We start from the raw sequence: 15,150 nt of genomic DNA on the forward strand, positions 1-15,150 counted from the left end.
TGTGGAAAAATGACAGTATATTGGTTGACCAATTAAATGGTTGACCAATTTTTCTATCTAAAATGCAATCACAAACTAGGTTTTGTGAAACAAAAAAAGCTCAAGGCAGATAGAGAAATGGGAAAACAATTAAGATAGAAAGAAAACAAAAAAGCTTAAAGTGAAATACACATTTATTCTTTTGGCAATAGCCACCTGTTTTTGGGGATGCGAGGCATCCAATTCGGAGGGAAATTCTTCAAAGGTGAACAATAGCCTTGAACTCGAGGAGGCCATTGCTAACGCCCAGCCAGGGGATGTGATCGTAATGGCCAACGGCAACTGGGAAAATGTGCAAATCAGATTCACCGGTATGGGTACTTCCGATCGCCCCATCACGCTGCGTGCAGAGACACCTGGCGAAGTAACTATAGAAGGGGAGTCAGACTTAAAACTGGCAGGAGAATTTTTGGTGGTAGAAGGCTTACATTTCAAGAATGGGTACAGTCCTTCTTCAGCGGTGATTGAGTTTCAAACAGATAAAGAAAATTTTGCATTCAATTGTCGGGTAACGAATTGTGTTATCGAAGATTTCAATCAGCTTCAAAGAAACAAGACCGACCTTTGGGTGAGGTTTCGTGGCCGGCACAATCAATTGGATCATTGCTACCTAGCCGGTAAATCAAATCGTGGGCCGACCATTAGAGTCGACCTTGATGGGATTGAAAGCATCAGTAATTACCATCAAATCACGGATAACCATTTTGGTCCCAGACCTCCTAAGGGTGGCCCTAGTGCCGAGACGATTCAGATTGGCAATAGCTACACTTCTATGTCGCCAAGCTATACCTTAGTAGCGAACAACCTTTTTGATCGCTGCGATGGTGAGGTAGAGATTATTTCGAGCAAGTCCAATTTCAATGAATTTAGAAATAACGTTTTCTATAAGAGTGAAGGGTCATTAGTGACTCGGCACGGTAACTACTGCTTGGTAGATGGAAATTACTTCATCGGTGATGAAAATTCAGAAAATATTGGCGGTGTCCGCCTCATAGGCACTGGACATTGGGTTACGAATAACTATTTCTATCAGCTCAAAGGACAGGCTTTCAGAAGCCCATTGGCGGTGATGAACGGTATTCCGAAATCTCCACTAAACCGGTACATACAAGTAACCGATGTGGTGGTTGCGTATAATTCATGGATTAACTGTAGCTCTCCTTTACAGTTTGGGGTAGGGTCTAATGTAGATCAAAAAGACGTATTACCCGCGTCTGAAATACGGTCAGAACGACCAATAAGAACCACCGTTGCCAACAACCTTATTTATAACGAAACTGCTGACGGTCAACCTGTGGTAGCGCACGATGAATTGGATGGAATTAATTTCCAAAGTAACGTGATCAATAACCAAGGCGGTGACTTTGAAAGCGTAGACGGACTGGAAAGCAAGCCTTTTGAGGTAACGAAATTGGGCGACTTTGTTTTCGCTCCAGCAGCAGAATTATCCGAAGTAGAACTATTCTCCGGCTTTGAATTCGAAACGATAGCGAAAGACTTATTTGGAACCTCAAGAGCTGATAAAAACGCAGTGGGAGCTGTTAGTAGCACTACTGCCCAGGTGCCAGATGTTTTAGATAAGAGCCAGTATGGCCCCGATTGGTACACGCAGGGAGGCACTCCTCGGGAAAGTGTTATCCACGCGGTCACGCCTTCTACCAATGACTTATCGGAGAAGTTAGCTGCTGCCGAAGCTGGTGACATTATTGAACTCGCTCCGGGTACTTACGAAATCACGGAGCCAATCGTCATTAATAAAGCCATCCAAATCAAATCCAAAGATGCGGACAACAGAGCAACTATCGTGTATTCAGGCCCAGCAGCTACACCTGCATTTGAAATGAACCCCAAAGGACAATTGACGCTGGATAATGTCATCTTGAACGGCAAGGGAGAACAATATGCCTTTGCATCGCTGAAGGAAAACATGTCTAGCTTGTATAATCTAAGCGTTGATAACTGTGAGATCAGCGGGTTCGATTACGTGCTGAAAGCTTACAAGTATTCCTTCTCACAATACATTACCTTCACAAATACGACGCTGAAAAATTGCAACAATGGCATAGAGTTGTCGGAAGAAACGGAAGATAAAGGAGAGTACAATGCTGAAAATATCCGGATCGACAACTGCCGGTTTGAGGGAATTGACCAGAATGTCCTTGACTACTACCGTGGTGGCTATGATGAATCTACTGTAGGTGGCAATCTGGTAGTGGCCAACAGTGAGTTTACCAACTGTGGAGCCAAGGAGCCCAACGGCGTTTTACTCAATACCTATGGCATCATCAATGTCGCTATTACCGGGAATACATTCTTGAACAATCAGGTAAAATTGGTAGCACTCTTGTGGGGAGCTAAAAACAATACCCATACCGATAATACGATCACGAATTCGGGAGAGATAAGGACAGAGGAAAATTTGAAACTGAATCTCCTCTACTAAACATGAAACTGAAAACCTTTGCAAGAACTTGTTTGGATTGAGTTTTGAACTATAAACCAATTAAAATTTTCTTTATGAGAATCAATTTTATCTACCTAATGCTCTTGTTTTCTATAAGTGCCTTTGGGCAGGGAACAGGCGAAGTGATTATCACCGAATACCACAATCGCCCACTAAAGCCTACCGATGAACAATTGGCTGCAGCACTGCCCAACAACCCAGCTGGTGCAGATACCTCACCAAATGAAGGGCACACCGAGTGGTTTGAAGTTTACAATACGACCGATCAGCCTGTAGTAATGGATGGTTGGACACTGACAGATGCTTCTAGCTCCTCGAACGTTACAACCATCGGCAGCTTCACGTTAGCGCCTCATAGCTACGCTGTTTTTTCTGGTTTTAACATCCCGGAAGCACAAGGTGGCGTGGAATTCGATTACTTCTACGATTACAAAAAGCCGAGCTTCAACAACGAGAGCAGTTATGCTGATGACGGTGATACCTCTTGCCCTGATGGTGTGATCATCGCCAAGGCAGATGGTTCACTGGTGGATGAAGTGCGCTATGATTACGGCTATGGCGAATACATTGGTAACATGGATTCTGGTAGTTGCATGGACAATACAGAGGCCATCGGAATTCCTGCGGCTGGAGGTTCTTCAAAGGTTTCGTTTATGCTAAATGTTGATCCTGCGGTAATGAATTCCACAGCGAATGACCTGGCTTCTAATTGGTCATTCTCTACTTATACTTATGATGTTGCCGGGGATCAGGTAGGCACACCTGGCCTTCAAAATGACTTTGTATCTTCTACAGACAACCTCTTGCAAGCGTCAGCGGTAAGTATTTATCCTAACCCGGCTAATACGGTGATTAATGTAGTTTCAGAGATAGAAGGCACATTTACGACAGAGCTGTATGACCTTGTCGGGAAAAGAATAAACTCCCTTCAGATGACCAATAACAGCATGGATGTTTCCCAATTACCAACGGGAATGTACTTGTTGAAATTGAATTTTGAAGAGGGTAGTGTCACTAAACGAATTGCTATTCAGCGATAGTTTTAGAGCTTGTTCGGCAATTTCTGTGATTAAGCTACAGCGAAAAGCGTAAGTGACTAAGCAGAAAGTTGTCAGGAAATTGTTACAACTGGACTCTCGGCCAAGGTCGGAAGTCCAGTTGTGTCATTAAAAATCTTGCAATGAAGATTTTTAATGAAAAAGAATAACATAAACCATTTTGAGTAGGTGTAATTTGCTTGCTTGCCTTCTGTGTAATGCTATTGGAATACCTATACATCATCTGAAGGGATAAGACCTGTTTTGGAAGAGAAAACATAACGTTAATACTATGAAAAAAAACAGCTGTTTATACTAAGCTGAGCTTATGAAACGATTTAGTTCGGAATGTTCTTCTGACCAAATCTTTCCTTTTATGCTGAAGCAATCGGTAAATGCCTATAACCTCCGCTTATTTCCTCTCTTACTTCTGGCAATGTTATTCTTTACCGCTTGTCAACCCGATGAGATTTTCATTGATGAACCTTCTCCCGTCGGAATAGAAGTGAGTAATGATGCGCCAACGGCTTTTCAGCAAATGCTGGATGATGTCAACGCGTTACGAGCGGAAGGCTGTCGCTGCGGTAACCAAAATATGCCCGCTGTAGGCCCACTGCAGTGGAACAGTCAATTGGCGGCGGCGGCGACCAACCATAGTGTTGACATGGCCCGGGAAGGACAGCTCAATCATACCGGCTCTGATGGTAGTAATGCCGGAACACGTCTCGAAACTGTTGGTTACGATTGGCAACAATACGGCGAAAATATCGCTAGTGGCTTTATCTCCTCCAGCGCAGTCTTGCAAGCTTGGATCAACAGCCCCGGCCATTGCCGCAACCTCATGGGCGCTAATTTTACAGAAATGGGTGCTGCCCGTAAAGACAATTACTGGACGCAGGTTTTTGCGCGTCCGCGTTAGTGGTGATGACCTTGTATAAATATTATCTTTAAGGAATACACAAAGGCACCACGAAGTAGCAGCGCTAGCTAAACCTCACATTACTCTATATCTTTAACACAACGGAATCCAGTGTGATTAAAACCAGAATCCTCACTGGATTTCATACGCCGTGCTACTCGGTACCCACTACAATAACTCTCGTTGCAAAGAAAAGACCCTCCTCGCATACTTCGTTTGGGCATGTTCGGTTCCTGAGGGTCAAAGGATTGATCAGGGCCAGAAGGATTTTTATTAAGCTCTTTGGTTTTTCCGATTTGGTAAGCTTGATAGTGGTATTTGTCACTGGTCCACTCCCATACATTGCCGGCCATTTCATAAAGGCCATAACCATTGGTTGGGAATGATTTTACGGGTGCAGCACCAAAAAAACCATCCGCCTCTGTATTGTCATAAGGGAAAGCACCTTGCCAAAAATTGGCAACGCTGGTTGCCTCTTCGATAGGCGTATTGCCCCAAGGGTACTTTGGGTCTTCGAGCCCTCCCATTGCTGCCCATTCCCATTCTGCTTCGGTAGGTAGGCGTTTGCCCGCCCACTCGGCGTAAGCCGCGGCATCTTCCCAGGCAATATGTACGACAGGATAATCCATTCTGTCAATAATGTTGCTTTCAGGGCCTTCTGGATGTTGCCAATCGGCACCTATTGTCCATTGCCACCATTGTGCTGCGTATTGTAAGTTTACAGGCCCTTCTGTGGGGCGAAAAACCAGTGAACCTGCGGCTAGCATTGCATCATCAGGTTTTTGGGTGCCAGGAGGAAGGTTTTTGACCATTTCATCCCAATCAATGTCTCTTTCCGCTACAGTCTTGTAGTTGGTAGCTGCAACAAATTTGGAAAATTCTTTATTGGTCACTTCTGTAGCATCGATCCAGAACGCATCAACTTTTACTACTCTTCGTGGTAGCTCATCAGGATCGGCTTGGGCAGACTTTCCTCCCATCATAAATTCTCCCGCTGGGATAAGAACCATATCCTCTGGTAGTGAACTAGGGGGAGTTGCTTGAGAAGTGGCTTCCTGCTGGCAATTCGAAAGGAACAAAATGCTAATAAGTAAAAAGCCCCCCCCTTGAATTATCGAGTGAAGTAGTGGTGTGTTTTTTTGCATTTTGCTAAAGTAAGCCGAAAATTTAACTGTGAAAAAAAGGAACAAAAAACACATTGAAACGTCAGATGTAATCCAACACTATCCCCTATAAAGCTCAAGCCTTCCAGTAACTTAGGAATCTTCTTGTTGTGTTTGGCATGTACAAGGTAGGTTGCCAAATCAAAGGCAAAAAGGAAACCTCCTTGTAAGACAATGCTGCGGCCAAAACCCTTAAGTCGTTCTGGATTGTCTGTGGTGTTTTTACTTTTTCGATTTTATTACTGAAATCTTAAATGCCCTGAATTGTTCAGGGTAGCAATTGATTTGTGTTAAAATTGCGTTAAGGGTGCTGTAAAACATAAGCTGAAGCAAGAGCTATAACCTAGTTTTGACAGCGTTGCCGAGTACGGAAGCATCCTTCTTTTGGCGCTCTCAAATACTTAACCATATAACGGAGGTGCCGTCCCTTGGCTCTCTTAAACACTTAATCAAAACACGCGACTCATGAAATCATTAATGTTTACATTCTTTTTTGTTTTTGGTGCGCTCTTGCTCCAAGCTCAGTCTTACGACATCAGCCAATACCAAGCCCGTTACGAGCGTCGGCCCTTTTTAGAAATCAATCCTAGCCTAAATTATTCCGGAACATTCAGTGATTGGGATGATTTTGTCAACCACGGTGGTGGTGGTAGCTTATCCATCGATTGGCGGGAACAGTCCAGCCTCGATAATCGCATTCGTAATATTAGTATTTCTGGCCAGGCTCAGTTTTTTCGCCAGGAGTTTAAAGATCATGACCGAGTAGATATTTCACGAAAAGGCGCCAGCTTATATGCCAGCATCGAGCAATACAATTACACCACCGAGAAAAAATTCTGGGGTTTTCGGGGTGGTTTGTTCATGAATGCCCAGGATCGAGATGATTTTGCGCTCGAATCTGACCGCTTCACGGATATTTCACTCAACCCTGGGCTGTTTTTCGGAACCGGTCGGATTGAATTTGCCGAAGACGCCCTGCTGGCCAATTGGATGATGGACGATTTACTGGAACAGCAGGTCATCGGCGCGACCACTCCCGAGCAGAGAGAATTACTGGCACAGCGAATAACCTCTATCATCGGCAATCGGACCTTCGATTTCCGTCGGCGTCGTATCTACGAATTACAGCAGCTACAGCAGTTGTTTACGGAAGAAAACATTGCCATTGACAATGAATTTATGCTCTTCGCAGTACTCAATGACAATTGGGCATTCGCCAACCGGGCAAGCCTGCCACGCGGCAAACGCTGGCAATTCGGAGTAGATGCAGAAGGGGCTTATCATTACGAATCAAAGCCGTTCGCAGGAGACGAGTTTACCGTCAGTGGTCGGCCTTACGTCAACTACACTTCGGGCAAGATCATCGGAGACAACGCCTCTAGTATCTGGACGGCAGAGTTATCTGCTTATTACCAAACTGATCTTGAAGAGAACAATTTTCCTTTTGACTCAGTAGAGCGGTACGGAGGGGGCGCCAGTTTAAGTCATCGCCTGGTGTGGTTGCCTATCTCTCGGACTACGCTAAGCTGGACCAATCAAGTTGTCGGACAACTCGGCACGAATATTCCGAACGGTGTACAAGACGGCTTTAAAGAAAACCGTCTTTCTTTTATTTCTAATTTGTCCTGGGACTATTTTGTAACCTATAATTGGAGCTTTGTCCTAAACGTAGGGCTTGCCGGGCAGTTTAATGACCAGGATTTTTTCGACTTTCATACCGTCCGCCCTTCGGTCAACTTCAGTACCCGCTACGCTATTTTTTAAGACTTTCCGGAACTATCCATGAGGCAGCAGGGTTTTCTGTGGAAACTATCTACTCATGCTGCACCGTACGATCAATTTATACAGGGAATCTTTCGAGGGTTTACGACCCGAAGTCTGGTACCTGTCGCTGGTGCTGCTTATCAATAGGGCAGGGGCTATGGTTATTCCCTTCCTTACGATTTACCTAACCTCCAAGCGGGGTTTCACCTTCGAGGATGCGGGTCTGATCATGAGCAGTTTTGGCATTGGTTCCGTATTAGGATCCTACGTTGGCGGCTGGATCACCGATAAATTTGGTTTTTACCGGGTACAGCAATGGACCCTGGTTGGCAGTGGCTTTTTGTTCTGGGTGCTGGGCCAGCAAACCACTTTCTGGGGGATGAGTATCGGTATATTTGTCCTCAGCACGGTCATGGACGCTTTTCGTCCTGCCAACCAGGCGGCCCTTGCTTTTTATAGCAATCCCAAAAACCGTGCCCGCGCCTACGGCCTTCTCCGCTTAGCTGTTAACCTCGGTTTTTCGATGGGGCCTGTTCTTGGTGGCTTGCTCATTGCGGGCTTGGGGTACCAGTGGTTGTTTATTGTCAACGGTTTTTCTTGCCTGTTCGCAGCCTTGGCTTTTCGCTTGTTACTCCCTCCTGGTCGTCTCGAAAAAGGAGAAGAAGAGCCCGATGAAAATGAAGTGTTAGCAGAATCGGCTTACCGCAATATTCCGTTTCTGGTATTCGTATTTTTCCTCATGGTAGGGGCTGTGGCCTTTATGCAGTTCTTCAGCAGCCTGCCTGTTTATTTGCAGCAGGAGCTGTGTTATAGCGAGGCCGAAATTGGCATGCTGGTTACCCTCAATGGCTTGATGATTGTTTTTATGGAAATGCCTTTGGTGCACAAAGCCGGCCAGCATTTTAGATCCCTCGGCATCATTACCGTAGGTTACTTGTTCCTGGCAGTCGCTTTCCTCTTGTTGCAAGGGGCTGCGTGGCTGCCGGTCTTTGCGGTAGGTTTCATGGTGTTGATCACCATCGGAGAAATGTTGAGTATGCCCTTTGCAAGTACCTACACCGCAGAGGTCGCTCCACGGAGTCGGCGAGGCCAGTACATGGGCTTGCAAAGCATTGGCTGGGCTGTCGCCTTCATTATTGCACCTACCTTGGGCTTGCGTTGGGCTTCGGCCTTTGGCTTTTCTTCCCTTTGGTACCTGGCCGGCGCACTGGCAACCATCTCAGCTATAGGTATCTTTTTTATAGACCGGTATATCCGCCGCCCATCAAGAAAATCAAAAATTAGACTTTGAATACTCCTGTTCGGAGGTGGAACCTATGCGGATACACCTTTTATAGTACCTCATGCTAGTTTAGAAAAAAACTTAGGTGGTCCAATAAAAACAGTGCAGGGTAAATTTGTGAATTCCCCTTGTTATGAAGGCTTCTTATAATCCCTTCTATGTCCTTATATGGTTGAATATAATCCCTTGGTTGCCTTTGGTGATTGAAAAACCTACAACACCCCCTGGGCCTCAATGATCGTTCTCACTTGTGCCTCCGCAAAGCGTTCTACGATTTCATCATCCATTAAGAGCAAGGCGTCTTCGTAATTATCAAAAAACAAATGCTCTACCAAAATGGCAGGCATGCTGGTGCGAGTGAGCACAAAAAAGCGCGCCTCCTTGTCATGGTCACCATCACTGGTATCCGAGCGGTAGCGAGAAATACGGTCACCAACGACATCCTTGACATTATTCCAGTGCAGTTCGGCAACTTTATCTGAGGTCGTTTTCCCTGGACTGGTAAACACCTCAAAACCTCGTGCACTTCCTCCGCCAGCGTTTGCGTGATTAGAGATGTAGAGGCTCTTTTTTACTTTTTTAGCGTACCAGTTGGCCAAATCTACTCGGTAGTGAAGCGAAATGTCAACATACTCATGACTGACGATATAATAAGGAATAGAAAGGTCGCGCAGCTTTCTGGCTACCAGGTTGGTAACCGTGCGGTTAAATACGCCTTCGTAAAACCAGCCATCTTTATGAAACTCCCCTTTGCTGTGCTTATGTTGCTTGCTGGGAGCTGTAACGTACTTGCCGCTAGCATCGAGAGCGCCGTGTCCGGCATCAAGAAAAACAAGAAAATCTTTAACCATGGGTGTGGTACTTTGTTATTGGAAGTACCACAAATTACGGCTTTTTAGCGTTCTTTGCGGAAATTTTAAACCACTTCTGCTGTTCAAAGCAAGAAAACCAATAATAAAATGAAACAGTTTTTTCTATTGCTAGGTGTTGTTAGCCTTACTATTCTGTCGTGCGGTGATGATATCGTTAACCAGGCCGACGTTGATCGTGGTATCATCCTTGATTACATCGAAGCCAATAACTTGAATGCCATAGAAGATCCTTCGGGCCTTTTTTATACCATTGATGTTGCTGGTGCTGCCGACAAACCAACCTTGAGCGATAGTGTAAAGGTAAAGTACAAAGGCATGCGTACCGATGGCTTCGTATTCGATGGTACCAATATTGACGGCACTACCCCCGATAAAACCGTCACTTTTCTACTCGATAATTTAATCACTGGTTGGGAAATAGGTATCCCAAAGTACGGTGTTGGCGGTAGTGGTCTGTTGCTCATCCCTTCAGGCCTAGGCTATGGTAGTAATGGCTTCCCGGGCCTACCCGCAAATTCGGTCTTGATCTTCGAAATGGAACTGGTAGATTTCTTCCAGTAGCCAAAACATGGGTCAGCCTGACTTTAGTTAGAACGAACCATTAAGTATCTTCTAAAAGTGGTTTAGCTGACTATTTGTACAAAACCCCATGATTTCTATTGGTGAAGTCATGGGGTTTTGTTTTTAGCTATTGTTTTTTTTGCAGCTGGCTTTGCCTATCTGCTCACCACCGCGCTATCCGCTCTCATCTCTCTCCAGTCGGTACCACTACTATCGCTACTAGCTGTTCCGCTGTTCGCCTAATGGTTCTTGTTGTTGGTGTTTTATCTGGTATTGGTGCCGCAAAGTCGCAATGCATTACGACGCTAGAGCCATACCATACCAACAACCATTGACCATCAACCATCTAACCACTTTACCATAATCACATCCTCGAACTTACAATGATCCTCCGGTCCTTGTTTTCCCGTGTTAGATAACGGTAGGGCCGTTCACCAGGAGGGAGCAGTAGGCAACAATCCCAGCAATTATCCAGCGTATGGAGGCCTTTGTTTAAAACGGCATCATAGAGCAAGCGATCTTTGGGGTTTTCAATCACGTAAGGAAAAAACGCCTGCTTATCTTCTTCCCATCGGTAATAACGCTCCGTTAAATGAAGCGGCCCTTCACCAAGATTGACAAAATGCTGCCCGGGGCCAAAGGTAGCATTGAAGGTATCATCCCCGTTTTTGTAAACCAACTGATTGGTAAAGCGGCTACTACGGTATACTTGCGCTTCTCCGGATTCAAGCGTTAGTTCTTGCCCATTAAGGCGGTAGTTGGCTGCGGTTGAATTACCGTTATAGACCATTACCCTGGTCGTTTTATAACCAGCTAACTGCAAAATATTAGGGAAAAGAAAGTAGCCAGCAAGGCCGATGAGTACAATTCCAATGATCCATTTTTTCATTCGAAAATTATTATTCCTTCGGTAATCTACTTTTTACGAAAGTATTTAAAATAAGAAGTATCGCTAAAAACAGGGCGGTACGGGCAATGAGGTCCCCCCATTTTACATAAAAAGTTACCTCGTCATTCAGGTTCATCTGCCCCCGAATAGCAATAGGCTCGTTGTATTGGGTCGTTTGCGAAATATCTCCCCGCTGGTTGATAAAACCACTGATGCCCGTATTGGCGGACCGCCCGATGCTACGCCTTGTTTCAATGGCGCGTAGGCTGGCAAAATAAAGATGCTGCCGATGCCCGGCAGTATTGTCCCACCAGCCGTCATTGGTCATAATGAAAGCCGCTTGCGCTTGGCCATCTCTGATGTATCCGGCAAAATAATCCCCAAAAACAGATTCATAACAAATAACAGGAGCAACCTTGGCGGCATCACTAGTGAAAGCAGAACGTTTGTCCTGTATCCCCAGCCCGGCAGTCGTTCCACCCAGAGCATCCACCAGTGGCTCCATAAAGAAAAGGATACGCTTGAACGGGAATTTTTCTGGCCCCGGGACTAGCTTTGATTTGCGGTAGGTCTGCACAGCGGCTTCTGGGGCCATAGGAATCTGAGCAGCCAAGTTCATCATCTCATATTCAATGACCTGCCCACCGCGGTTGCGAGATCGCGTAGCAGCTGTTCGTGGTTCGTCGGGCAGGAAGTCATGGTAAGCATTAAGGCCGGTGACCAACTTTAGTGTAGGATATGCACTAAAAGCCTCCAACAGGCGCCCAGTACTCCGGTTGCTTTTTACATCGAGTTCTTCTGCAAAGCCATAACTGGTTTCCGGAAATACGAGGTAGTCCACCTTGTCATCAAGCAGTGGCTTGCTCAACGCAATAAAACGGGTGATCTGCTCAGCTTCCTTTATCCGTTCAAATTTTTCGTAATGAGGCTCAAAATTAGGTTGTACGAGAACCACGTCTATAGTGTCGCCTTGTTGTTGGTAGCTGTTATACATTACGACTGATACCAGCATTGGTAGTACCAGAACAACCACTGGTTTCCCCCATTGTCGCCAAAGTGGAAGTTGCTTTTCGGCCTGGGTTTTCTTACTGATAAGGATGTTCAGTAACATGATGTTGATCACCCAAATCCAAAGGCCGCCGCCAAACACGCCCGTGAATTCGTACCATTGTACCAGGCTAGGGTATTCAGCCCATCCATTACCCAGGGTAAGCCATGGCCAGGTGAGTTCCCAACTCAGGTGAATGTGCTCGAAAGTGAGCCAATAGGCAATCAAGGAGCCGTAGCCCATTTTGGGGATGTATCGCTGCGTCCACAAAAAAAGAAAGAAAGGAATACACATCAATAAGCTATTGGCCAAATTGGCAAAAAGCCCTGCCGCAAAACTGGTGTTCATCACCCAGTAGGTCGCAATGATATTCCAAAGCATGAACGTGTGTAGCAAATAGGGGAGGAGCTCCCGTTTTTTAGCACCTTCTTTTTGTTTCCAGCCTTCTATCAGAAGTAGTAAAGGTACCCAGGCAACCATCAATAAGAAGGGCAATGGTACGATATCTGGAAAACCTATGCCCAGCAATACACCACTAAGGGTAGATAAGACCAGTGGCCGACTTGGTAGCGTGGTGCTTTTACGCAACTTTCTCCATTGCCACAACCCAATTAATCCTAACCAGCCACAGAGTAAAAACCATAATGGGCGATAGCCCCATAAAAGTTCGGCCTGCCACAGACGATGCATATCATAGCCAACTCCTGATGCAATGACCAGTAATAATACGGCTGCCAGGAGTAAACGGCGAGCATGGACAGCAGAAAAATCAGGTAAAACAGGCATGTAGTTTGGCATTTGAACCTCGCAAAATTAATGGAATCTTGTTATTATTTGCATTCTGGGTGTTACTTAGTAACAAGTAATTCCTCTGAGAATTGATACATTTTTATACCTTTGGAAGCTGCCCAATGATAAAGTTGAGGCTAAGCCTTGCAACATATATCTTCATTTTATCTGAAACCGTGCTTATGAAACCCAAACTCAAAACGATTCTTCTGATTTTGGTAGGCTTACTCTTAGTCGCTCAGTTTATTCCTATAGATCGTTCTGTTCCTGAAGTTGACCCTAATGCTGATTTTCTTAAATCTGTAGAGGCGCCAACAACTATTGCCAATCTAATAGAGGGAGCTTGCTACGATTGTCATTCTTACGAGTCGGAATATCCTTGGTATGCTAAAATTGCGCCCCTTTCTTTTTGGATACAAGGGCATATCAACGGAGGACGCCAGCATCTGAACTTTTCTGATTGGACGTCCTATCCGGCTAAGAAAGCAGCGCATAAACTGGAAGAATGTTATGAAGAGGTACAAGAACGGCACATGCCAATGAAGTCTTTTACATGGTTGCACCCAGAAGCTAAGTTGTCTGACGAGCAAGTGAGTGCATTGGCCCAATGGTTCCAACAGCTATATCGGAGCGCAGACCAGTAACGCAGGGTTGATTTCTTTATTCAAGTTAGCGCTTGTTGAGAAATTTGAATTATTTTCCAACACGCTGTTATCAGTTCTTCTAATTATGCTTGATAGAATTTACGTGGCTGCGACCAGCCAACACGTCGGAAAGACAACCTCTACGCTAGGGATTGTGGCTGCTATTCGTAGCAAAGAACTTAATGTAGGTTATTGCAAACCACTCGGACAGGAATTTGTAGACTTAGGAGATTTAAAGGTGGACAAGGACGCATTGTTGTTTTCTAAAACAATGAATTTCGACTTGTCAGCCGAACTACATAGCCCTGTGATTCTTGGACGAGGTGTGACGACTTCGTTTCTCCGCGATCCAGAGAAGTATAATTTTCCGGAACAAGTTCTTCACGCTTCGAGGGAATTGCAGAAAATGCACGACGTAGTTGTCTACGAAGGTACTGGCCACCCAGGAGTAGGGAGTGTTATTGATCTATCCAATGCGGATGTCGCCAAGATGCTCAATGCTTCCGTCATTATGGTGGTGGAAGGTGGTGTGGGAAATACCATTGATAAACTCAATGCCAACCTGTCTCTTTTTAGAGAAAAGGACGTACCCATTGCCGGGGTGATTATCAATAAGGTTATTCCCGAAAAATCAGATAAAATCAGAGAGCTCGTAGGAGGTAAGCTTGACCGCTGGGGAATCCCATTGCTGGGGGTTCTTCCTTATGATAAAACGTTGGCTAACCCGATCATGGAGGGGGTCCGTTTGGCTGTCGATGGCGTCGTTATAATGAATGGCCATAACCTCGATAACAAAGTCGAAAATATTGCTTCCGGCTCCTTGATCGAGAAGAAAGAATTTGATGATTTACAGAATCTTTTGATGATCGTAAGTCATCGTAGGTTGGAAAGTGCAATTTCGGCATTAAAAGAAATTGATCGCAAACATCCGGATCAGGATCTGAAATTAGCGGGTATTATCGTCAATGGCGAGAATGATTTTATCAGTGAATTGCAACGGGAAGTTCCTTGTCAGGACTACATTATGATGCATGAAATTCCCTTGATTGCCACCCAACTTGATACCTATGGTTCTGCCATTAAGATCAACAGGATGGAAGTGAAAATCAATACACGTACGCCCTGGAAAGCAAGACGAGCAGTAGAACTGATCCGCAGCCACGTAGACCTGAGTAGCTTGTTTTAAATCACAGAAGCGTGTACGTTGATCAGAGAGATTAAGCAATAGGTCGAAGGAGTTGTTACCTTTACGAAGCTTTGTAGACCTTTGCATTACGAAATAAGCCGAGAGGTGCCATTTCTCAACCAAAAATATCAGAAGTAGAGCGTTTGCTTATGATTATGGAAAACACCCGACATCAAAACTGGCTGGGCCAACTACGTAGCGGCGATCGTTCGGCGATGCGGGCGATCTTCGATCAGCAGTACCAACCGGTGTGTCAGGCTATTTTCCGTTTTGTTCAAGACCCCGGATTGTCGGAAGACTTAGCGCAGGAAGTCTTTGTTCGCTTCTGGGAGAAACGCGAAAGTATTAAGGTAGATTCTAACCTCCCCGCGTATTTGCGGCGAATGGCCGTTAATGAAGCACTTGCCTACTTGCGTAAGAAAACCCGATACCAGGCAGACGAACTGCCTATCCATCTCCCCGGGCAGCAAGCCGCTGCCGCAGATGAACAATT

At 45.3% G+C, this 15,150-nt stretch carries 13 protein-coding genes and 1 pseudogene; 9 read left to right on the plus strand and 5 right to left on the minus strand.

What is annotated here, in order from left to right:
- Window positions 1–244: 244 nt before the first annotated feature.
- The 3 genes from ACRBG0_RS05225 to ACRBG0_RS05235 all read left to right on the plus strand — a co-directional run bounded on the left by ACRBG0_RS05225 (window position 245) and on the right by ACRBG0_RS05235 (window position 4,459).
- Entirely contained in the window at window positions 245–2,482 is a 2,238-nt protein-coding gene (locus ACRBG0_RS05225; RefSeq protein WP_431485845.1) for a chondroitinase-B domain-containing protein, read from the plus strand.
- Between the two features lie 74 nt (window positions 2,483–2,556).
- Window positions 2,557–3,543, plus strand: a complete 987-nt coding sequence (locus ACRBG0_RS05230; protein WP_431485846.1) for a T9SS type A sorting domain-containing protein — start codon at window positions 2,557–2,559, stop codon at window positions 3,541–3,543.
- Between the two features lie 325 nt (window positions 3,544–3,868).
- Window positions 3,869–4,459, plus strand: a complete 591-nt coding sequence (locus ACRBG0_RS05235) for a CAP domain-containing protein (protein WP_431485847.1) — start codon at window positions 3,869–3,871, stop codon at window positions 4,457–4,459.
- Window positions 4,460–4,539: 80 nt separating this feature from the next.
- On the opposite strand, the gene ACRBG0_RS05240 is transcribed toward ACRBG0_RS05235, so the two are convergent.
- Window positions 4,540–5,469 carry a formylglycine-generating enzyme family protein gene (locus ACRBG0_RS05240; RefSeq protein WP_431485848.1) on the minus strand — a complete coding sequence of 310 codons (930 nt, stop codon included), beginning with the start codon at window positions 5,467–5,469 and terminating at the stop codon, window positions 4,540–4,542.
- 101 nt (window positions 5,470–5,570) lie between these two features.
- A pseudogene (locus ACRBG0_RS05245) lies at window positions 5,571–5,837 on the minus strand (DUF6992 family protein); the annotation flags it as partial.
- Between the two features lie 250 nt (window positions 5,838–6,087).
- On the opposite strand from ACRBG0_RS05245, the gene ACRBG0_RS05250 reads away from it, so the two are divergent.
- Both ACRBG0_RS05250 and ACRBG0_RS05255 read left to right on the plus strand, forming a co-directional pair.
- On the plus strand, window positions 6,088–7,386 hold the full coding sequence (locus tag ACRBG0_RS05250; RefSeq protein ID WP_431485849.1) for a hypothetical protein: 1,299 nt from the start codon (window positions 6,088–6,090) through the stop codon (window positions 7,384–7,386).
- Between the two features lie 55 nt (window positions 7,387–7,441).
- Window positions 7,442–8,677, plus strand: a complete 1,236-nt coding sequence (locus ACRBG0_RS05255) for an MFS transporter (RefSeq protein WP_431485850.1) — start codon at window positions 7,442–7,444, stop codon at window positions 8,675–8,677.
- A 203-nt stretch (window positions 8,678–8,880) separates the two neighbouring features.
- Here the strand turns inward: ACRBG0_RS05255 and ACRBG0_RS05260 are convergent, their stop codons facing one another.
- Window positions 8,881–9,519, minus strand: a complete 639-nt coding sequence (locus tag ACRBG0_RS05260) for an N-acetylmuramoyl-L-alanine amidase (RefSeq protein WP_431485851.1) — start codon at window positions 9,517–9,519, stop codon at window positions 8,881–8,883.
- A gap of 108 nt (window positions 9,520–9,627) precedes the next feature.
- Between ACRBG0_RS05260 and ACRBG0_RS05265 the strand changes: the two genes are divergently transcribed.
- On the plus strand, window positions 9,628–10,101 hold the full coding sequence (locus ACRBG0_RS05265) for an FKBP-type peptidyl-prolyl cis-trans isomerase (protein ID WP_431485852.1): 474 nt from the start codon (window positions 9,628–9,630) through the stop codon (window positions 10,099–10,101).
- A 364-nt stretch (window positions 10,102–10,465) separates the two neighbouring features.
- Here the strand turns inward: ACRBG0_RS05265 and ACRBG0_RS05270 are convergent, their stop codons facing one another.
- The gene (locus tag ACRBG0_RS05270) at window positions 10,466–10,990 is read right to left on the minus strand and encodes a hypothetical protein (protein ID WP_431485853.1); all 525 of its coding nucleotides are present in this window, start codon (window positions 10,988–10,990) and stop codon (window positions 10,466–10,468) included.
- A 10-nt stretch (window positions 10,991–11,000) separates the two neighbouring features.
- Window positions 11,001–12,824 (minus strand): apolipoprotein N-acyltransferase, encoded by a 1,824-nt coding sequence (gene lnt / locus ACRBG0_RS05275; RefSeq protein ID WP_431485854.1) that lies wholly within the window; start codon window positions 12,822–12,824, stop codon window positions 11,001–11,003.
- Between the two features lie 185 nt (window positions 12,825–13,009).
- On the opposite strand from lnt, the gene ACRBG0_RS05280 reads away from it, so the two are divergent.
- The 3 genes from ACRBG0_RS05280 to ACRBG0_RS05290 all read left to right on the plus strand — a co-directional run.
- Entirely contained in the window at window positions 13,010–13,471 is a 462-nt protein-coding gene (locus ACRBG0_RS05280; RefSeq protein ID WP_431485855.1) for a heme-binding domain-containing protein, read from the plus strand.
- 85 nt (window positions 13,472–13,556) lie between these two features.
- The gene (locus tag ACRBG0_RS05285; protein WP_431485856.1) at window positions 13,557–14,657 is read left to right on the plus strand and encodes an AAA family ATPase; all 1,101 of its coding nucleotides are present in this window, start codon (window positions 13,557–13,559) and stop codon (window positions 14,655–14,657) included.
- A 149-nt stretch (window positions 14,658–14,806) separates the two neighbouring features.
- A partial coding sequence (locus ACRBG0_RS05290) for an RNA polymerase sigma factor (protein ID WP_431485857.1) occupies window positions 14,807–15,150 on the plus strand: 344 nt, incomplete at its 3' end.

The sequence above is a fragment of the Lewinella sp. genome (assembly GCF_050633125.1).
Lineage (GTDB): Bacteria > Bacteroidota > Bacteroidia > Chitinophagales > Saprospiraceae > Lewinella.